This is a genomic window from Diaphorobacter sp. HDW4B (assembly GCF_011305535.1).
In the GTDB taxonomy this organism is placed as follows: domain Bacteria; phylum Pseudomonadota; class Gammaproteobacteria; order Burkholderiales; family Burkholderiaceae_C; genus Diaphorobacter_A.
In genome coordinates this window covers 145,491-166,097 of record NZ_CP049906.1, presented here as the reverse complement: position 1 = coordinate 166,097, position 20,607 = coordinate 145,491, and the positions used below count along the sequence as shown (strand labels likewise).

The following is a 20,607-nucleotide window of genomic DNA, read 5'->3' as shown; positions in this document are numbered from 1 at the left end:
ATGAGAAGTGCCGGATCAAAGCTGATCGGCCACTTCCTTCAGGCAAGACACCAGCAACTGCGCGCCGGGCGTCAGATTGCGGCTGCGGTTCCACATCACGCCTGCAGGACGCATAAGGCGGGGCATGGTGAGTGGCAGAACGCTGAGGGGTTGAACAGGATCTTTGGCGACTGCAGCGGCCATCATGGCCACTGCATCCGTCATGTGCAGATAAGAGCGGATCAAGTGCGTGGAAAGCGTTTCGATGTAGTTGTTGGAAAGCGAAATTCCATGCTGCTCCAAAATCCGTTCGAGCGGATCCCGCAGTTGTGACCCGGCTGGAGGAAGCACCCAAGGGTAGTCCCGCAGGTCGGACCATTTCACCTTTTTCTTCAACGCCAACGGATGCCTGGGTCCGGTCATCAGCACCAAAGGTTCTTCGAGCAGCTCCAGCTCTTCCACATCGTGCGTTGCATGTCGGGGAGGCAGGCGGCCGATGAGCAAGTCGATCTTGCCTTGCGAGAGGTCGGGCATCAGCGTCTGGATCGTGCCTTCGGTGACCAGCACATTGGTGCCCGGCGAGCGCTCCTTGAGCAGGGAGAGCGCGGACGGCAACAATACCGAAGTCCAGGCGGGGAACACGCCCACGTGGATCTTGCCTTCCGTGCCCGAGCTGATGGCTCGCAGTTCCTCGCGCGCGTGGTGGATGTTCACCAGCATGTTGCGCGCGTGGCGGATCAGGCATTCGCCGTAGGCTGTGGGCTGCAGACCGTGTTGGGTGCGGGTGAAAAGCTGTAGACCAAGGCCTTTTTCCAACTCGGACAACGCCTTGGAGACGGCAGGCACCGTGACATGCGAAATGTCCGCCACCTGTTTGAGATTGCCGAAATCATCCAGTGCAACCAGCAATCTCAGTTGGCGAGCCTTGAGGTTGATCTGCAGATACCAGTCGAGTTGGGATGCGGTCATGGGGTGTGTCGTGCGGTTGGCCTTGTCTCTGCCGCGAGCTTAACTGAACCCTCAACCCCCCGGTCGAATTACTCAATCGACACCTCGTTCAAGCGCATGCACCATTGCCCGTCCGATAACAATGACGAGTAGTGAGACACAGCATGAGCGAGTCCAGAAGAAACATTCTTCGCTATACCTTGGCGTTCGCATGCGCCGCAAGCTGCGCAGCCGTGCAGGCCGAAACCGCCTTTCCTTCCAAACCTCTGACGCTCTACGTTGCTTTTGCTCCCGGTGGCGCAGGCGATATCGTGGCACGGCTGGTCACCCGAAAGATGTCGGAAAGCATGGGCCAACCTTTCGTGATCGAGAACCGTCCAAGCCCAGTGGTTGCCGTGCAGACCGTGCAGCGCGCCAAGCCGGATGGCTACACCATGGTGATGGCGGGCAGTGGAACGGCATTGACGACGGCGCTGTTCAAGAAGCTGCCGTATGACCTGATGAAGGACTTTCGGCATGTCTCTTCGCTCTCGACTTTCGATCTGGCGTTGATCACTGGTACCGAGTCAGGATTCAAATCGGTGAGCGAAGTTATTGCATATGCCAAGGTCAATCCCGGCAAGCTGAACATCGGTACCGTGCGCGTGGGTAGCACGCAGAACCTGTCAGCCGAGATGTTCAAGTCGATGACAGGGATCGAGGCTTCGGTGGTGCCTTATCGCACGACCGCGGAAGTGATCTCGGGTCTGCGCAGCAAGGACATTCAGGTCGCCATGGAGATGCTGCCACCGCTGCTGGGCCAGATTTCGGGCGGCAGCGTGAAACCGTTGGCAGTATCGTCAATGCAGCGTTATCCGGGTCTGCCGGATATCCCCACTTTGAACGAATCCGGAGTCAAGGACTACGAATCGGGCTCATGGAATGGTGTGAGCGTTCCTGCGGGAACGCCCACCGATGTGGTGAACCGCTTGGCCAGCGAAATCGACAAGGCCGTGAATTCGCCTGATGTGCAAAAAGAGTTGCTCAAGATGGGCATGCGGCCCGACAAGAGCTCGCCGGAGCTGATGACCCGTCGCATGCAGGCCGATATCGACAAGTGGCGCGGCGTGATCAAGAACGCCCATATTCCACTGCAGTAAGCGCTCGTCGCTTTCCTCCCATCACCGGTTGCAGCTTCACGCTGGCCGGTGATTTTTCTTTTCTGGATGCTTTTCTGTGCAACACCGCCTGATGGTCCCAAAGCATGGGAGTTAACCGTTTGCTCAAGCACGCGGAAACATAACTCAATAGACGTACCAAGGGGCTTGTCGGCACAGTTCCTACCTGCGCGTGGCGCTTGCCATTCGCTGCATTTCATCGACCCATTTCAAAGGAGACAGACCCGCGCCGGTTGAAGGCGTTCGGTCCCAAAACAATGAACAGACGAACAACAAGAATCCACTCCATCGCCATTCTTTCTGCGCTGACGGCTTTGAGTGGCGCGGCATCGGCACAGTCTTCGCTCAACGTGTTCGGCGTCATGGATGCCGCCGTCCGTCGCACCAACACCGACGGTGTAGGGCATGTGCTGTCGATGGCGAGCGGCTCGTACACCAGCAGCCGCTACGGCTTTCGCGGCAAGGAAGATCTGGGCAACGGTCTGAGCGCTTCGTTCTGGCTGGAGTCGTTTCTGAGCACCGATACGGGCCTCGCATCGCCGGAAGGCTTTCAGCGCCGTTCCACCTTGAGCCTGTCGCATGCGCAATGGGGCGAGCTGCGCATGGGGCGCGATTTCACACCAACGCACCAGAACTGGTCGCGCTTCGATCCGTTCAACTATGTCGGCATTGGATCGGTGCAGTTGTTCTCGTTGAGTGCGGCGGGCAACACGCCGGTGACGGCGGCTTTCGGCAGCAACTCCAACAGCATTCAGCGCTCCAGCAATGGCGTGCAATACATTCTGCCGCGCAACAGTTGGGGCGTGGAGGGCAGTTTCACCAAGGCATTCGGCGAGAGCAAGGTCTCGGCGAACGACCAGCATGATTCCATCGGCGGGCGATTGGGCATCAATCTCGGTCCCGTGTTCGTCTCGGCGGCGAGCTACACCACGCATGACGACAAGACGATCTCCGACTTCAAGGATCGCGCGGTTGCCGCCTCCTGGGATGCGGGCGTGGTCAAACTCTCCGCCGGTCTGCGCCGCTTCGAGTACAAGGACGCCAAGCAGAACAACTACCTGATTGCCGCCATTGTTCCGTTCGGCGCGCATGAGGTGAAGTTCTCGTTCAACCGCGCCAAGATGGGTGGCACGGCGGGCACCACATCGATCGATGGCGACAGCGCCGACCAATTGGCGCTGGGCTATGTCTATCACCTGTCCAAGCGCACGGTGGCCTACGCCACTGCCGCGACCATGCGGGACAAGGGCAATGCGCGATTTGTGGTTCCCGGATCACCTGCGGGCAAGGCCGGAGCCAAATCGCAGGGCTTCGAGTTCGGCGTGAATCACGAGTTCTGACCGAAAGCCGCAGCACATGCTTGAACTGCTGAGCCACAAATCGTTTGTCCGCTTCTGGTGGGCACGTACCGCATCGACCATGGCCACCCAGATGCTGATGCTGGCCATTGGCTGGCATATGTATGACTTGACCGGCAGCGCGTGGGATCTGGGTCTGGTGGGCCTTTTCCAATTCGCGCCGGCCTTGTTCATGACCTTGCTGGCGGGGCAGGTGGTCGATCGCGTGCACCGTGCGCGGTTGGTGGCGCTGTGTCTTGCGGTTCAGGCGGGGGTGGCCGTGGCGCTCACGCTGGCCACAGCGCAGGGCGAGGCCACGCGGCCCATGTTGCTTGCGCTGTCGTTGGTGCTCGGTGCCTTGCGGCCATTTCAGATGTCGGCGCAACAGGCGCTTGCGCCGTCGCTCGTTCCTGCACTCTTGTTGGCACGCGCGACGGCATTCACTTCATCGGCCACGCAGGCGGCGGTGATCGCCGGGCCTGCCGTGGGCGGCCTGATCTTCGCGGTGAATGCCAATGCCGTGTATGTGAGCTGCGCGGTGCTGTTCTGCATTGCCGCTGCGCTCAGCATGCTCATCGTCTACGAGCATGTGCCGCCGCCACGTGAGCCCGTGAATGCGCAGAGTCTTCTGGCTGGTGCGCGCTTTGTGTGGACGCATCCGCAATTGCTGGGAGCCGTCTCGCTCGATCTGTTTGCCGTGCTGCTCGGCGGTGCAACGGCGCTGCTGCCGATCTTTGCGCGCGACATCCTGCATATCGGTCCTCAGGGCCTTGGCCTTTTGCGTTCGACGCCTGCCGTGGGTGCCATGTGTGTGGGGCTCTACCTGGCTCGCCATCCGCTGCAAAGCGGGGTGGGGCGCAAGCTGCTGATGTCCGTGGGCGTCTTCGGCATCTGCATGGTGGTGTTTGGACTTTCGCGTTCGTTCTGGCTGTCGGCGCTCGCGCTGGCGGTGTCGGGTGGTGCCGACATGGTGAGTGTCGTCGTTCGGCAGACGCTGGTGCAGCTAGAAACTCCCGATCACATGCGAGGGCGCGTGGCTGCCATCAATACCTTGTTCATCGGTGCGAGCAACCAGCTGGGCGAGTTCGAGTCCGGTGCTGCCGCGGCGTTCATGGGGCCGGTGGCTGCGGTGGTTCTGGGCGGTATCGGAACGATGGGAATAAGCGTGCTGTGGATGCGCCTGTTCGAGCCGCTTGCACAGCGCGAAAAATTGGTGCCTGAACAAAAGTGCAATGCATGAGAGCCGCGCCAGCAAAGGCTTTGTGAGTCATATCTAAGCGTTATCCCGAATGTGATTTCGATTTGTCCTAGCAAGTACGGAGCACACCAAAAGTACCAGTGAATGTCTTTTTTGTGTAGTGGCAGAAGGCCACGCTTTCAATATTCTTCCAACCCATAGCGACGAAGCTTTTCAGGTGTATGACACCGCAGATCGCCGCCAAAGACAAAGATCCCAAGGAGTACAAAGTTGTCCAAGAAAGTGCCTCTCAAAATTGCCATCGCGGAGCATCCGCATACCTCGGCAATCCGTAACGGTTCCATTCCCATCGAAGGCGTCGAGCCCGAGTTCATCACCGTCAAGCCGCAGATCGGCGCTTTCCGCCGCATGGTGCGCGATGTCGAATTCGATGTGTGCGAGCTGGCTCCTACCACCTACATCATTGCGCGTGCTTATGGCGCTCCGTTTGTTGCGCTGCCGGTTTTCGTGGTTCGCCGCTTTCACCATGGTGGTCTGTTGATTCGTCCTGATGCGGGCATCAAGACGCCCAAGGATCTGGAGGGCAAGAAGGTCGGCGTTCGCGCTTACTCGGTCACTACCGGCGTGTGGACACGTCAGGTGCTGATCGACGAATTCGGTCTGGATTCGTCCAAGGTGACCTGGGTGGTCGACGACGAAGAACATGTCACGCAGCTCAAGCTGCCGGAAAACGTGATCCATGCACCGGAAGGCACCTCGCTTGCCGACATGATGGCAAGCGGCGAGCTGGCTGGTGGTTTCGCGGCCGCCGCAGGCATTGGCCGCACCGGCAATCCCACGGGCGGCTGGAAGGAAGTGGAAGCCGATTACCCCGATCTGCTGCCCAATGCCGCAGAACTGGAAACCGAGTACTTCGCTCGCACGGGTGTTTACCCGATGCACGGCACCATCGTGGTCAAGGATTCGGTTCTGGCCGAGAACCCATGGATTGCCAAGTCGCTTTACAACGCGTTCGACCAGGCCAAGAAGGAATGGCTGGAACGCCTGAACTCCGGCGAAGCCAATACCGATGGCGACAAGAAGTACCGCGCGCTGCAGAAGATCGTCGGCAACGATCCGCTGCCCTACGGTCTGAAGGAAAACTTGAAGACCATCGAAGCGCTGGAAGCCACCGCATTCAAGCAAGGTCTCACGCCGCGCCGCATGGCCATCAACGAGCTGTTCGTTGATCCGCAGGCCTGATCGAACATCGGATAAAGGGAAGAGAAAAATGATCATCGATTGCCACGGTCACTTCACGACCGTTCCCGCATCGTTCCGTGCCTGGCGTGCCAAGCAGGTGGAATTTGCCGACAATCCTGCCGGTGCTCCATCGCGTGCTGCGGCCCATGTGTCGGATGACGAAATCCGCGAAGCCATCGGCAACGGCCAGCTCAAGCTGCAACGCGAGCGCGGCAGCGATCTGACGCTGTTTTCGCCGATCGCCGGTCTGATGAGCCACCACCTCGGCAACGAGCGCACATCGCTGGAATGGGCCGAAGTCTCCAACGACCTGGTGCGCCGCGTCTGCGATCTGTACCCGGACAACTTCGCGCCGGTGTGCCAACTGCCGCAATCGCCCGGTGCTGCGCCCAAGAACTCTGTTCCCGAGCTGCGCCGCTGCGTGGAAGAAATGGGCTTTGTGGGCTGCAACCTGAACCCCGATCCAACCGGGGGCTACTGGACCGGCAAGCCGATGACGGACCGCGAGTGGTATCCGATCTATGAAGCACTGTGCGAATTGGACGTGCCTGCAATGATCCACGTGGCTGCGTCGTGCAATCCCTGCTTTCACGGCACCGGCGCGCATTATCTGAATGCCGACACCTCCGTGTTCATGCAACTGCTGCAGGGCGATCTGTTCAAGGACTTTCCGACGCTGCGCCTGGTGATCCCTCACGGCGGCGGTGCTGTGCCCTACCACTGGGGCCGTTATCGCGGCATGTCGCTGGAGATGGCGAACCGTCCGCTCGAAGGGCTGCTCGACAACATCTTCTTCGACACCTGCGTGTACCACCACCCCGGCGTGGAATTGCTGACCAAGGTAGTGCCCACCAGCAACGTGCTGTTCGGCTCCGAAATGATCGGCGCGGTGCGCGGCACGGACCCGAACACCGGCCACTATTTCGACGACACCAAGCGTTATCTCGATGCCTGCACGGCGCTGTCCGATGCAGACCGCGCGGCCATCTTCGAAGGCAATGCACGCCGCGTCTACCCACGTCTGGATGCGCAGCTCAATGCACGCGGAAAACGCTTCGAAGCCGCTCTGGAGGCCGCATGAACTACATCGACATTCACCCGCACATCATCTCGGACGATGAGAAGCGCTACCCACCCGCACCGTTGTTCGGCAAGCGATCGGACTGGTCGCAGGAGCGCCCGAGCACGGTCGAATCGCTGATCGCGGCGATGGACGCGGCGGGCGTGGCCAAGGCTGCGGTCGTGCATTCGTCCACGACTTACGGCTTCGACAACTCGTATGTGGTCGACGGCTGCAACCAATATGCGGATCGCCTCGTCGCGGTCGGCTCGGTCGACATGCTGGACGACAACGTCGAAGCCGTCATTCGTGACTGGGCGGACAAGCGCCTTGCGGGCCTGCGCATTTTCACGGGCGGATCGACCAAGGATTTCGATCCGAGCGAGCTGGACAATCCCAAGTCGTTCAAAGCTTGGGAAGTGATCGGCGAACTGGGCCTGCCCATGTGCATCCAGACCGGCCCCATCGGCCTGCCGCAGGTGCGAATGCTGGCCGAAAAGTTTCCCAAGGTGAACATCATTCTGGATCACCTGGGGCGCCCCGACGTGCTGGACGGCCCTCCGTACAAGAACGCGCAAAGCCTGTTCGACATGGCGGACTTGCCCAATCTGTACATGAAGCTCACACCGCGCATCTTTGGCGATGTGCAGAAGGACAAGGCCAGCGCCGAGACTTTCTTCCCGCGCGTGGTGGAAGCATTCGGTGCGCAGCGTCTGGCCTGGGGATCGAACTTCCCCACTTCTCCGGGCACACTCAAGGAAATTCTGGCGACCGCACAGACGGGGCTGGCCAGCCTGAGTGAATTGGATCGCGAATGGGTGTTCGGCAAGACGGCGCAGAAGCTGTACCCGACGCTTGCGTGATCTGAATGGTTTGAGTTGAGCGTGTGAAAACAGTGGCGGTGGTCAGTCGCAAAACGACCGGCTGCCGCCACTTCAAAAGAGAACAATGATGGAGACAAGCACTGTGGTGGCGAAGAAGCCGGGGGCGGCATACCCCTGGATCATTCTGGCGCTGTTGTCGATGGGGTTGCTGATCTCGTTCGTGGATCGCACCAGCCTGTCGTCGGCGTTGGCGGACAAGCATTTCGTCAGCGACTTCGGCTTGACGAGCGTGGACCGCGGCTGGCTCAACTCGGCATTTTTCTGGACCTATGGCTTGATGCAACTGCCCATGGGTTGGGTGGTGGACCGCTATGGCGTGAAGTGGCCCTACACCGTGTGCTTTGCCATCTGGTGCGTGGCGACCGCCGCGACCGGGCTGGTGACGGCACTGGGTGCGCTGCTGCTGATGCGTCTGTTGATCGGCGCGACTGAAGCTGTCGTGATTCCTGCGAGCTACCGCTGGATCGGCAACAACTTCGGCGAGAACCACAAGGGCTTTGCTGTGGGTCTGTTCGCCATGGGCGGCAAGTTCGGCCCGGCGATTGGCGCGCCGATTGCGGCTTGGCTCATCGTCAACTACTCGTGGAAATTCATGTTCCTCGCGACCGGGCTGGTCGGCATGGTCTGGTTGATGCCATGGCTTTTCATGGTGAAAAACGATTTCCCTTCCAGGGAAGAACTGGCCACCGCCAAGCGCAAGGCATCGTCGGTCACGTTGAAGAACATTCTGTCAAGCCCGGTGGTGTGGGGCGGCATGATCAACAACTTCTGCTACGGCTACTTCACCTTCTACTGCATGACGTGGATGCCCGCCTATCTGGTGGAGCAGCGCGGCCTGTCGCTGCAGAAGTCCGGTCTGTTTACCTTCTTCAGCTTCGCCGGCATCGCGCTGATGGCCACGTTCGGTGGCTGGGCGGCGGACCGCATCATTGCCCGTGGACACAACGCCGTCACGGTGCGCAAGGCCTTTGTGGTGGCGGGCTTCATCGGTGGCTGCACGGTGCTGCTGGGTGCGCTGACCGATTCATTGCAGGCGGCGCTGTTCTGGAACGTGCTGTCGCTGTCGATTCTGGGCCTGGCCACAGCCAACAATCTGGCGCTGTGCAAGCTCACGCTGATCCCCAAGCAGGCGATTGGCCTGACGACCGGCGTGCAGCAATTGGCCACCAGCCTGGCCGGTGGCGTGTCTGCAAGTCTCTCCGGTTGGTTGCTGCACGTGAGCGGCAACTACGACCTGCCGATGATGGTGATCTTCGTGTTCCTGTTGATCGGCGCGACCAGCACCGTCGTGTTGCTGCAGCCCAAGTGGGCTCCCAAGGTGTCGGATGAAGCGGCCCCTTCACCACCTGTCATCACGGAGGGCTCTGGCATTGCCAAAACCGCAGCCCATTGATTCCATGAACGGCGCTTGAGCGCCTCCTCCTTACACATCAGTTGATCTCTCCGCAAAACGACAGACCGAGGGCTGTCGCGGGGAACCCTTTGTCCAAAAAAACCAATTTCCAACAGAACATGGCAAAAATCGTATTCGGCATGGCAGTCCCGCACAGTGGCATGCTTGGTCAGGCACCCGAGGACTGGCTGATCAACGGCGAGCGTGATCGCAACAATCCCGAGCTCTGGTTCCGCAACCGCACCTGGACCTATCCCGAGCTTGAAGCCCATCGTGGCGCGGCTTTCGAGAAGTTTTTGACGATGGAAGAGCGCACCGCACGCGCCAAGCGATGCCGCGCCGCGCTTGATGAAATGGCAGCCGCGTATCGCCGTGCGAATGTGGATGTGGCGATCATTCTGGGCAAGGACCAGAAGGAGATCTTCACCGATCACTCGCCCTCCATCGCCATCTATACCGGCCAGGAAGTGCACAACGGTCCGCCGCAGCGCGCCGTCTATGCCCCCGACCACCATGTCACGCACCAGTGCCATCCGCAACTGGCGACCTACCTGATCCAACGCTTCCAGCGCGCAGGCTTCGATCTGACCGATCTGTTCGCCTGGCCCGACAACGTGTGGATGAAGCCGCTGCCTGACTACCCCGTGGTGCCGCATGCCTACAGCTTCGTCTACCACCAGATCATGGGCGACAACCCGCCGCCACATGTGCCGGTGATCATGAATTGCTTCTACCCGCCGACGCAGCCGTCGATGTCGCGCTGCATCGAGTTCGGCAGTGTGCTGCGCGACGCCATCGAGCAGTGGCCCGACGACGTGCGTGTCGGAATCATCGCCTCCGGCGGCCTCTCGCATTTCGTGAACGACGAAGAGTTCGACCACCGGATCATGAAGATGCTGGCCGACTACGACTACGAAGGCCTTGCTGCGGTGGACGACCGCTCCTACCAGTCCGGTACCTCCGAAATCAAGCTGTATGTGAGCGTCATGAAGGCCCTTGAAGAGACCAAGGCGCAGATGACCGTGGTCGATTACGTCCCGTGCTGGCGCACCGCCGCCGGAACTGGCGAAGGCATGGGCTTCATGTACTGGAACGCAGAAAGATGAAACACCCCATGAGTCGCTTCGCGCCTTCCCCCTCAAGGGGGACGACGCCAGTGGCCCGGCAAAGCCGGTTCCACGGCGTCCGCTGGCATGGCCTGCTCCGCGGCCATTCGACGGGTGAGATCGCGCGATTTTCAAACGTCGAGCCAAGAAATAACTGAATTGCAAGAACCCTCGCAGGAGTCCCCAATATGTCCGATACCCGCCTCAACAACGTCATCCGCGCTTTCGAAAACGGCAAGACCGCATTCGCCGCGTTCTCCAAGCTCGACAAACAGACCGCCATCGAAATGAGCGATGCGCCCTACGACGGGCTGATCTTCGAGATGGAGCACAACCCGTATGACGTGACTGCCTTTGGCGATGCGCTGCAGTACATGCTCAACCGCAAGGAGATCGCGACCTCGGGCTCGCTCGCTCCCAAGGTGACGCCGATTGCGCGCATTCCCGCCAACGGCGTGGAAATGAACCAGACCTTCGCCAAGCAGGTGCTCGATCGCGGCGCTTATGGCGTGATCTGGCCGCATGTGGCGACCGTCGAGCAGGCATACAACGCGGTGGCTTCGTGCCGTTATGCACGTCCCAAGAATGCGCCGTTGTACGAACCCAAGGGTGCTCGTGGCGATGGCCCGGCCAATGCCGCGCGCTACTGGGGTCTGTCGATGGCCGAGTACTACGAGAAGGCGGATGTGTGGCCGCTCGCGCCACAGGGCGAGATCCTGGTGGGTCTGATGTGCGAAAGCGTTCAGGCCATCGAGAACCTGGACGACATCCTCTCCAACGTGCCCGGCATCGGCCTGATCCTGATCGGCGAGGGCGACCTGAGCCAGGAGCTGGGCTTTCCGCGCCAGTACGAGCACCCCGAAGTGCTGGATGCGATGCGCAAGATTGTCGAGACCTGCCACAAGCACAACGTGGTGGTCGGCAATCCCCACGTCACGGCCAAGAACCATCGCCGCCTGATCTCCGAAGGCTACCGCTTCCTGATGTCCGCACCACAGCGCACTTACGGCGTGGTCGGCATGGCGCGCGAACTCGCGGGGTATTGATTCGATGAAGGCGACGAAGGCAATGAACGGAGCTGAGAGTCTGGTCGAGACGCTGGTGGACAACGGCGTGGACATCTGCTTTGCCAACCCCGGCACGTCCGAGATGCATTTTCTCGCCGCGCTGGAAAACCCGAGGATGCGCAGCGTGCTGTGCTTGTTCGAGGGTGTGGCAACGGGTGCCGCCGATGGCTGGTATCGCATGAAGGACAAGCCCGCATCCACGCTGCTGCATCTGGGCCCCGGACTTGCCAACGGACTTGCCAACATCCACAACGCCAAGCGCGCGTCGTCGGGCATGGTGAACATCATCGGCGAGCATTCCACTTCGCACCTGAAGTACGACCCGCCGCTCACCTCCGACATCGAAGGGCTGGCGCGTCCGCTGTCGCACTGGGTGCGCCGCGCGGATTCATCCGACACGATTGCCTGGGACACGGTGCAGGCCGTGGAGCAGGCATCGCAGCACCCCGGCAAGATCGCCACGCTGATTCTGCCGGGCGACACATCGTGGCGCGAGGTGAGCGCGCAGGTCGAATTGCCCAAGCGCGTCGCGGCTCAACCCAAGGTTCCCAAGGCCCCGGATGCCGCACGCATTGCGCACATCGCACGTGTGCTGCAATCGGGCGAGCCCACGCTGATCATTCTGGCCAACAAGGCCACGCGCGGGCTGGCGCTGGAGCGTGCGGGCAAGATCGCCGCGGCCACTGGTGCGCGACTTGGCTCGCAGTTCTTCACCGCACGCATCGAGCGCGGGGCGGGGCGCGTGCCGATCGAGCGCATTCCATATGCGGTCGGCCAGGCCACGGAATTCCTCAAGGGATTCAAGCACATCATCACCGTGGAAACGCGCGAGCCCGTGGCGTTCTTCAGTTATCCGGACAAGCCCAGCCTGCTCAAGGCCGAAGGCACGCTGGTGCACACCTTGGTCGAAGCCGATGAAGACAGCGCGCTGGCGTTCGAGATTCTGCTCGATGAACTGGGCGCAGCGCATGCCAAGCCGGTGCTGCAGCAGCGCGTGGAAGTGGTGGTGCCGCAAGGGGCTCTCAATCCGCTGTCGATTGCGCATGCGCTGTCGGCCGCCATTCCCGAGAACTGCATCGTCGTTGACGAGTCGCTTACCACCGGCCGCGAATCCATGGGCCACACCATGGGTGCGAAGCCGCACGACCTGATCAACAACCTGGGCGGCTCCATCGGCTATGCGACTCCGGTCGCCACCGGCGCGGCGCTGGCTTGCCCGGACCGTCGCGTGTTCTGCATGGTGGGTGATGGCAGCGCGATGTACACCATCCAGTCGCTGTGGACGCAGGCGCGCGAGAACCTGAACGTCACCACCATCATTTTTGCGAACAACAGCTACGCGATTCTGAAGGCCGAGTACGCCAACATGGGCGCGGGCGTTCCGGGCGCTCGCGCGCTCTCGATGATCGACATCGACCGCCCCAGCATCGACTGGCAGGCCATGGCCAAGAGCATGGGCGTGCCCTCCGTTTCCGTCGATACCGCCGAAGCCTTCCACAAGGCCATGGCCGACTCCGTGCGCACGCCCGGCCCGGTACTCATCCAGGTTCGGCTCTGAACCCATTCGACAAGACACCACACGACTCAAAGACACCAGGAGACCAACCTCATGACCACCACGACCGCCACTGAACTGCCGACCCTGCGCACCAATCTGGCCGAATACGCCGTCACCAAGGCCATGCGCGACGGGCGCGTGAAATCCGATCTCGTCAAGCTCGACTTCTGCGGCCCCACGCCTGCGCACAATGGTTTCAAGGCCATGGTGCGCGAGAGCCAGTTCGACGCGGGCGAGCTCGCCATCGTCACCTATCTGCAGGCCAAGAGCTACAACAAGCCTTATGTGCTGCTGCCCGCGCCGATCTCCGGTCGCTTTCAGCACCACTGCGGCGGCTTCAACATCGACTTCGGGCATCTCGATCCCAAGGACATCGAAGGCAAGCGCGTGGGCGTGCGCACCTACGCGCAGACCACGGGCCTGTGGATTCGCGGCATTCTGCGCCACGAGTACGGCGTCGATCTCGACAAGGTCACCTGGATGACGTTGGGCGACGGCCACCTGGCCGAGTACAGCGATCCCGAGAACTGCATTCGCCTGCCCAAGGGCTCGTCCATCCCCGACATGATGATGGCCGGTGAGCTCGACGCCGCACTGCTCGGCGAAGACATGCCCAAGGACCCGCGCGTGCGCACGCTGGTGCCCGATGCGCAGGCCGCCGCACGTGCCTGGTATGCGCGCGAAGGCGTGGTGCCGATCAACCACATGTTCGTGGTGCACAAGGACATCTCCAAGAACCGTCCCGACATCGTTCGCGACATCTTCCGCATGGTCAAGGAAAGCCGCGAACTCACCGAAGGTGGCGTGCCAGCGGTGTTTCCGCCCATCGGCCTCGAAGCCAATCGCAAGGGCCTGCAGATGGCCATCGACTGGGCACTCGACCAGAAGATCATCCCGCGCCGTCTCTGCGTGGACGAGCTGTTTGACGACGTGACCGGCAGTCTTTCCTGAGCCTTCGCGCGCCGCATGGGCGAGGGATCGGCGGCGCGCACTTTCATTCAATCAACGACGAAAACGCGACAACAGAAAGAGAAGGAGACAAGCATGAAGAAGCACAACCCCGTGAAACTTCACAAACTGGGCCAGGCCGTAGCCGTGCTGGCGGGCGGTCTGCTGGCAGGCGCAGCAGCGAACGCCATGGACCTGAACCCCGATGGCGACTGGCAGGTGCGCTGGGACAACACGTTCAAGTACAGCGGCGGCTACCGCCTGAAGAACCCGGACAGCGGGCTGATCTCGCCTGCGGCGTCCAAGCGCAACAACGACGACGGTGACCGCAATATCCAGAAGGGCCTGATGTCCAATCGCATGGACTGGCTCACCGAATTCGATGTGCAAAAGGACGGCTTCGGCTTTCGCATGAGTGCAGCGGCGTGGTATGACTCGGTCTACAACCGCACGAACGACAACAACTCTGCCGCCACCGCCAACATCACGAGCGGGGCGTACAACCAGTTCACCAACGGCACAAGCACTGCGGCGGGCAAGAACATCGAGCTGCTCGACCTGTTCGCGTTCGGCAAGGTCGACATCGGCGACACGCGGCTGTCCGTGCGCGCCGGTCAGTTCGCGCAGATCTGGGGCACCAGCCTGTTCTTCGGCAACAACGGCATTGCCAAAGGCATGGCCCCGACCGACATCTACAAGCTGAACATTCCGGGCACGACGGCCAAGGAAACCACCATGCCCGTGCCGCAGATCGCGGGCACCTGGCAACTCACGGAAAGCACCAGCGTCGAGGCCTACGTCCAAGCGAAGTTCAAGCCCACGCGCCTGCCGCCAGCGGGCAGCTATTTCAGCAGTGCGGACTTCCTCGGCCCCGGCCGCGAGGTTTTCGATCTGGGAACGATGAAGCTGAATTACGCAGGTGAGATCAAGGGCTCGCACAGCCCGAACTTCGGCGTGGCATTGAACACCCACAGCGATCTGCTGGATACCGATTTTGGCTTCTACGCGCTGCGCTATCAGGACACTTCGCCGCAGGTTTTCACGCAGGTGCCCAACAAACGCTACTGGATTGCCTATCCCAAGAACATCCGCGTGCTGGGCACCAGCTTCGGCACGCAGGTGGGCGATGCCAACGTGTCGGGCGAAGCCTCGGTGCGCTTTGGTCAGCCGCTGGGTGCAAAGCAAGGATCGCTGTCGATCCCTGCCGGTGGGACCAACACCAATCTGGGCAGCAGCGCCGCTTATCCCACGGGCAAGACGCTGCACGCGAACCTCTCCACGGTCAACGTCTACGGCCCATCGGCGTTGTGGGGTGGCGCGAGCCTGACCGGCGAAATCGCGGCCAACCATGTGATGTCCATCGATCGCAACGCCAGCATCATCGACACCACGCGCAACAAGACCAGTGTCGGCGCGCGTGTGATCTTCACTCCTACCTACTACCAGGTGCTGCCGGGTCTGGATGTGAGCCCGTCGATCAATCTGGGTTGGTCGTTCAAGGGCAACTCGATGATCGACACGGCCTTCCCGTTTGCGGGCAGCCCGAACAAGGGTGGCGATCTGGTGCTGGGCATCAGCGGTGTCTATCTGAGCAAGTGGACGGCCAATCTGTCGTACGTGCGCTACCTCGGAAAGATCGACACGCAAGCCATGCTTGATCGCGACTACATCCGCTTCAGCCTGCAGACCAGCTTCTGATCCAAGAGACAACCTGACTTCAAGGAATCACAAAAATGACGACGAAGACAACCCCGACAGCAACCCCGAAGACCATTCAACTCGCAGCGGCACTGATGGTGCTGGTAACGACGCAAGCCTTTGCTGGTGTCACGCCTGACGAAGCGGCTGCGCTCAAATCCAAGCTCACGCCTTATGGCGCAGAACGCGCGGCCAATGCGCAGGGCACGATTCCCGCTTGGGACGGCAAGGCACCTGCGGTCAACCCCGACGCCAAGGGCCGCCGCATCGACCCCTATGCCAACGAGAAGCCACGTTTTACCATCACCGCCGCCAATGTCGCAGAACACGCGGAGCAACTGAGCGAAGGCACCAAGGCGTTGTTCGCCAAGCAGCCCGCGTTCAAGATCGACGTCTATCCATCGCACCGCACCGCGAATTTCGCGCAGGGCGTGTACGACCAGGTGTTCAAGAACGCGACCCGCGCCAAGCTGACCAACGATGGATTGACGGTGGAAGGCGCGTTCGGTGGCATTCCGTTTCCGATCCCCAAGGACGGCAACGAGGCCATGTGGAACCACACGCTGAGCTACCGTGGTCAGGTCACCAACATCGTGAGCGACAAGTATGTGATGACCGCCTCGGGCGACCGCATTCTGACCGCGCGCTCGCGCACCCAGCGCGCCGTTCCCTACTACGATCCAGCCGGAACGCCCGAGCAGAACAACGGCGAAGTCTCGCGCACGCGCATCGACTATCTGGAGCCTGCCGCGATTTCCGGCCAGTCGTTGCTGTCGATCGAGTATGTGGACAGTTTTGCCAAGCAAAAGGATGGCTGGCAATACCTGCCGGGCCAGCGCCGCGTGCGCAAGTCGCCCTCGATCTCGCACGACGCGCCGGATGCATCGGGCGGTGGTCTGGTCAGCTTTGACGACGTGAATCTGTTCCAGGGCGAGCAGGACCAGTACAACATCAAGCTGGTCGGCAAGCGCGAACTGCTTATCCCTGCCAACAACAATGGCCTGTTCGCCAAGCCCAGCAAGGATGTGGTGAACAAGGGGCTGCTTGCACCCGAGGCCGTGCGCTGGGAGCTGCGCCGCGTGTGGGTGGTGGAGATGACGCTCAAGGAAGGTAAGCGCAATGTGCAGGCCAAGCGCCGTCTGTATCTGGACGAGGACACATGGCAAGCCGTGGTGTCGGATTCGTGGGACGCGCAGGGCAAGTTGTGGCGCACCGGTCAGGCGCACACGCTGCTGGCCAGCGACCAACCCATGTCGATGACCGTGAGCTACGTGATCTATGACCTGCAGGCAGGTGCGTATGTGTACGCAGCGGCATTGCATGACACGGGCAGCGTGCAGTTCGGCAATTACTTGGCCAAGGAACTGAACAAGTACAGCTCGGCGGCATTGTCCAGCGGGGGCGTGCGTTGACTTCCGCAAACCGCGTTGATCGCCGCAGCTTGCTGTGTGCGGCTGCGTGCATGGTGCTGCCCGCAATCTCGGATGCGGCAGAGCGCCAGACGGCGCTGTCGCGCCCCGCGATCAAGGCCGTGCGGCCCACGCAGGCCGTCATGGTCTGCGTGGCGCGGGCCGGTCTGCGGCTGGTGGCGGGCGGCGAGCGTGGCCTGATCGTCTTCTCCGACGACAACGGTCGGCAGTGGCAACAGGCCGAGGTGCCGGTCAGCGTCACGCTCACCGCCATGCGCTTTGCCAACAAGCTCGAAGGTTGGGCCGTGGGCAACATGGGTGTGGTGCTGCGCACCCGCGATGCAGGCGCTACCTGGCAGCGGGTGCTCGACGGGCGTACCGCCGCCGAGTTGACGCTGAAGGCTGCACAGTCGGCATACACCGCCGCCAGCGCGGGCGCTGCGGCGCAGCGCCTGCAGGCACCGCTTGAAGATGCGATGCGCTTGGTGAGCGAAGGCGCGGACAAGCCGTTCACCGACATCATCGTGCGATCCGACGGTTCGCTGCTCGTGATCGGTGCCTATGGTCTGGCGTTCTCCAGCACCGATGGTGGAACGACGTGGACCTCGCAAATGCAGAAGCTGCCCAATCCTGATGGACTCAGCCTCTACGGATATGCATCGCGATTCGACGAGCAATGGCTGCTGGGCGAGCAGGGCATTCTGCTGCGTTCGGCTGGTCATAACGGTGCGTTCACCGCTGCCGATTCGCCCAGCACGGGCAGCCTGTTCGGAGCGCTCACGCTGCGCGACGGCACGCTGCTCATGTACGGCCTGCGCGGCAAGGTGTTCCACAGCGGAGCGCCCGGAGAGCCATGGGCCACGGTGCAGACGCCGGTGGACGCATCGCTGTTCACTGGTCTGCAGCTCGACGATGGCCGCGTGCTGCTCGCGGGGCAGGCGGGGCAATTGCTGGTGAGTGGCGATTCCGGTCGCAGCTTCAAGGGGGTGGGACTCAAGCTGCGCTATCCGTTCAGCGCCATGGCCATCACGCCCGATGGCGCGTTGGTGATGGCGGGGTCGCGTGGACTCATGCGCGTGGAGCGCGCTGAATTGCAGACGGCATCCGAGTCGCCCGATGCCAAGGGGAAATCGACATGAGTGTGAACCTGGCAAGCCCTGTGCAGCCGCCCAAAGTGACGTATCAGAAATCGTTCGACCCCGACTCGGGCAACTGGCTGGAACGGCTGGTCTTCAACAACCGCATTGCGGTGATCGTGCTGTGCGTGGTCTTCACGCTGCTGCTGGGCTTTCAGGCCACACGCATCACGCCGAATGCGAGCTTCGAGGGCATGCTGCCGCTGTCGCACCCCTATCTGCAGAACTATCTGGCAGAGCGCAAGAAGCTGGTCTCGCAGGCCAACAGCCTGCGCATCGTGGTCGAGCGCAAGGGCGAGGGCAGCATTCTGGATGCGCAGTATCTGGAGTCGCTCAAGAAGATCAATGACGATGTCTTCAACCTGCCGGGCGTGGTGCGCGGCCAGATGAAATCGCTGTGGACACCGTCCACGCGCTGGACCGTGGTGACCGAGAACGGCTTCGAAGGCGGCACCGTCATGCCCAGCGGCTTTGACGGATCGGCCAGTGCTCTGCAGCGCGTGCGCCTGAACATCGAGCGCTCGGGGGAAGTAGGCCAACTGGTGGCCAAGGATTACCGATCTTCGGCATTGATCATTCCGCTGGCCGAGCGCGACGAGTCGGGCAATGCGCTGGACTACGCGGCCCTCTCGCAAAGCTTGGAAGTACTGCGCAGCAAGTACGACAGTGACAAGCTCTCGCTGCACGTGACGGGTTTTGCCAAGGTGGCGGGCGACATGATCGAGGGTCTGGTCGAGGTGATGGCGTTCTTTGCGCTGGCTGCCGCCATCGTCACGGCCATTGTGCTGTGGTACACGCGCTGCCTGCGCAGCACGGCGCTGGTGGTGATGTGTTCGATGATCGCCGTGATCTGGCAACTGGGTGTGCTGCCGCTGCTGGGCTTCTCGCTCGATCCTTATGCCGCGCTGGTGCCGTTTCTGGTGTTCGCCATCGGCATGAGCCACGGCGCGCAGAAGATGAACGGCGTGATGCTGGACATCGGCCGTGGCTACGACAAGCTGGTTGCGGCGCGCTATACCTTCCGCCGTCTCTTCATCGCGGGTTTCACCGCGCTGGCCTGTGATGCCGTGGGGTTTGCTGTGCTGCTGGTCATCGACATCCATTCGATCCGTCAGTTGGCCATCATCGCCAGCTTGGGCGTGGCGATTCTGGTGTTCACCAACCTGATTCTGCTGCCGGTGCTGCTCAGCTACACGGGCGTGAGCGCCAAGGCGGCGCAACGCGCGGTGCGTGACGATGTGGTCGAACACGGCACGACCGGCGTCGGCGGCTTGTGGGCCATGCTCGCGCGTTTCACCGAAAGACGCTGGGCGCTGGTGGCAATCCTGTGCGCCGTGCTGCTGGGCGTTGGCGGCGCGCTGGGCAGCCGGGGTCTGCAGATCGGTGACCTCGATGAAGGCGCGCCGGAGCTGCGACCGCAATCGCGCTACAACGTGGACAACGCCTATCTCACGCGGCACTACGCCACCAGCAGTGACGTGTTCGTGGTGATGGTGAAGACGCCTGCGCAGTCGGGTCTCAAGTACGAGGTGCTGGAGCGTATCGACGATCTGGAATGGCGTCTGAGGCAGATCGACGGCGTCGAAAGCACGGCGTCGCTGGCGTCGCTCGCGCGCCAGAACGCGGTGGCGATGAACGAAGGCAACCCGCGCTGGTTCGAGCTTTCGCCCAACCAGGGCGCCCTCAACACCGCTGCGTCGCGTGCGCCGCGCAGTCTGGTCGATGGAGACTTCTCGTTGCCGCAGATCCAGGTGTTCCTGCGTGACCACAAGGCCGACACGCTGCGCCGCGTGAGCGCTGCAGTGGAAGAGTTTGCGCAGCAGAACGATTCGGAAGATGCGCGCTTTCTGCTGGCCGCTGGCAACGCGGGCTTTGAGGCAGCGACCAACGCGGTAGTCAAAAAGGCGGACCGTTTCATGCTGCTGCTGGTCTACGTGGCGGTGATTGTGCTCAGCTACATCACCTTCCGTTCCTGGCGTGCCGTGGCCTGCGCCATCATTCCGCTGGTCCTGACCTCGGTGCTGTCGGAGGCGCTGATGGTCGCGCTCGGCATCGGTCTGAAGGTGGCAACCTTGCCGGTGGTGGCGCTGGGTGTGGGCATCGGTGTGGACTACGCACTCTATGTGCTCAGCATCATGCTGGCGGAAATGCGCAAGGGCGAATCGCTGCATATCGCCTACCAACGCTCGCTGCAATCCACGGGCCGCGTGGTGATGCTGACCGGCATCACGCTGGCGGTGGGCGTGGCGACCTGGGCGTTCTCGCCCATCAAGTTCCAGGCGGACATGGGCGTGCTGCTGGCCTTCATGTTCGTGGTGAACATGATCGGCGCACTGGTGCTGCTGCCAGCGCTGGCGCACTTTCTGCTGCCATCGTCCAAGAAAGTCTAGGGTAAGCATTCCTGGTGGGTTTGCCATCTGCGCTCGTGAGCGGTGCAGATGGCTTTTTCTTTTTGCTTCTTTACATGCATGGCGCGAGGTGAATTGT

Annotated in this window: 16 protein-coding genes; 15 read left to right on the top strand and 1 reads right to left on the bottom strand. The window is 61.6% G+C overall.

The genetic code is table 11. The features are described 5' to 3' along the window. Positions 1-15: 15 nt before the first annotated feature. Positions 16-948 (bottom strand): LysR substrate-binding domain-containing protein, encoded by a 933-nt coding sequence (locus G7048_RS25615; RefSeq protein WP_166071308.1) that lies wholly within the window; start codon positions 946-948, stop codon positions 16-18. A 143-nt stretch (positions 949-1,091) separates the two neighbouring features. On the opposite strand from G7048_RS25615, the gene G7048_RS25610 reads away from it, so the two are divergent. From G7048_RS25610 to G7048_RS25540, 15 genes are all read left to right on the top strand, one after another. Beyond that, entirely contained in the window at positions 1,092-2,066 is a 975-nt protein-coding gene (locus G7048_RS25610; protein ID WP_166071307.1) for a tripartite tricarboxylate transporter substrate binding protein, read from the top strand. A 275-nt stretch (positions 2,067-2,341) separates the two neighbouring features. After that, complete coding sequence (locus G7048_RS25605; RefSeq protein WP_166071306.1) at positions 2,342-3,424, top strand: porin; 1,083 nt, start codon at positions 2,342-2,344, stop codon at positions 3,422-3,424. 16 nt (positions 3,425-3,440) lie between these two features. After that, positions 3,441-4,661: an MFS transporter gene (locus tag G7048_RS25600; protein WP_166071305.1), complete on the top strand. Its 1,221-nt coding sequence runs from the start codon at positions 3,441-3,443 to the stop codon at positions 4,659-4,661. A 228-nt stretch (positions 4,662-4,889) separates the two neighbouring features. Then, positions 4,890-5,861 carry an ABC transporter substrate-binding protein gene (locus tag G7048_RS25595; protein WP_166071304.1) on the top strand — a complete coding sequence of 324 codons (972 nt, stop codon included), beginning with the start codon at positions 4,890-4,892 and terminating at the stop codon, positions 5,859-5,861. 28 nt (positions 5,862-5,889) lie between these two features. Beyond that, on the top strand, positions 5,890-6,942 hold the full coding sequence (locus G7048_RS25590; protein ID WP_166071303.1) for an amidohydrolase family protein: 1,053 nt from the start codon (positions 5,890-5,892) through the stop codon (positions 6,940-6,942). Next, entirely contained in the window at positions 6,939-7,784 is an 846-nt protein-coding gene (locus G7048_RS25585; protein ID WP_166071302.1) for an amidohydrolase, read from the top strand. The genes G7048_RS25590 and G7048_RS25585 overlap by 4 nt, the downstream gene beginning before the upstream one ends. Before the next feature lie 88 nt (positions 7,785-7,872). Beyond that, positions 7,873-9,198 (top strand): MFS transporter, encoded by a 1,326-nt coding sequence (locus G7048_RS25580; RefSeq protein WP_166071301.1) that lies wholly within the window; start codon positions 7,873-7,875, stop codon positions 9,196-9,198. Between the two features lie 119 nt (positions 9,199-9,317). Further along, positions 9,318-10,304 carry a protocatechuate 3,4-dioxygenase gene (locus G7048_RS25575; RefSeq protein WP_166071300.1) on the top strand — a complete coding sequence of 329 codons (987 nt, stop codon included), beginning with the start codon at positions 9,318-9,320 and terminating at the stop codon, positions 10,302-10,304. Positions 10,305-10,492: 188 nt separating this feature from the next. Further along, on the top strand, positions 10,493-11,350 hold the full coding sequence (locus G7048_RS25570) for an HpcH/HpaI aldolase/citrate lyase family protein (RefSeq protein WP_166071299.1): 858 nt from the start codon (positions 10,493-10,495) through the stop codon (positions 11,348-11,350). 22 nt (positions 11,351-11,372) lie between these two features. Then, on the top strand, positions 11,373-12,929 hold the full coding sequence (locus G7048_RS25565; RefSeq protein ID WP_166071298.1) for an acetolactate synthase large subunit: 1,557 nt from the start codon (positions 11,373-11,375) through the stop codon (positions 12,927-12,929). 51 nt (positions 12,930-12,980) lie between these two features. Continuing rightward, entirely contained in the window at positions 12,981-13,880 is a 900-nt protein-coding gene (locus G7048_RS25560; protein ID WP_166071297.1) for a phosphate ABC transporter substrate-binding protein, read from the top strand. A gap of 93 nt (positions 13,881-13,973) precedes the next feature. After that, positions 13,974-15,575, top strand: coding sequence for a DUF1302 domain-containing protein (locus G7048_RS25555; protein WP_166071296.1), 1,602 nt, complete (start codon positions 13,974-13,976; stop codon positions 15,573-15,575). Positions 15,576-15,610: 35 nt separating this feature from the next. Next, positions 15,611-16,987, top strand: coding sequence for a DUF1329 domain-containing protein (locus G7048_RS25550; protein ID WP_166071295.1), 1,377 nt, complete (start codon positions 15,611-15,613; stop codon positions 16,985-16,987). Then, positions 16,984-18,123, top strand: coding sequence for a YCF48-related protein (locus G7048_RS25545; RefSeq protein WP_240933413.1), 1,140 nt, complete (start codon positions 16,984-16,986; stop codon positions 18,121-18,123). The genes G7048_RS25550 and G7048_RS25545 overlap by 4 nt, the downstream gene beginning before the upstream one ends. Beyond that, positions 18,120-20,510, top strand: coding sequence for an RND family transporter (locus G7048_RS25540; protein ID WP_166071294.1), 2,391 nt, complete (start codon positions 18,120-18,122; stop codon positions 20,508-20,510). The genes G7048_RS25545 and G7048_RS25540 overlap by 4 nt, the downstream gene beginning before the upstream one ends. Positions 20,511-20,607 lie beyond the last annotated feature (97 nt).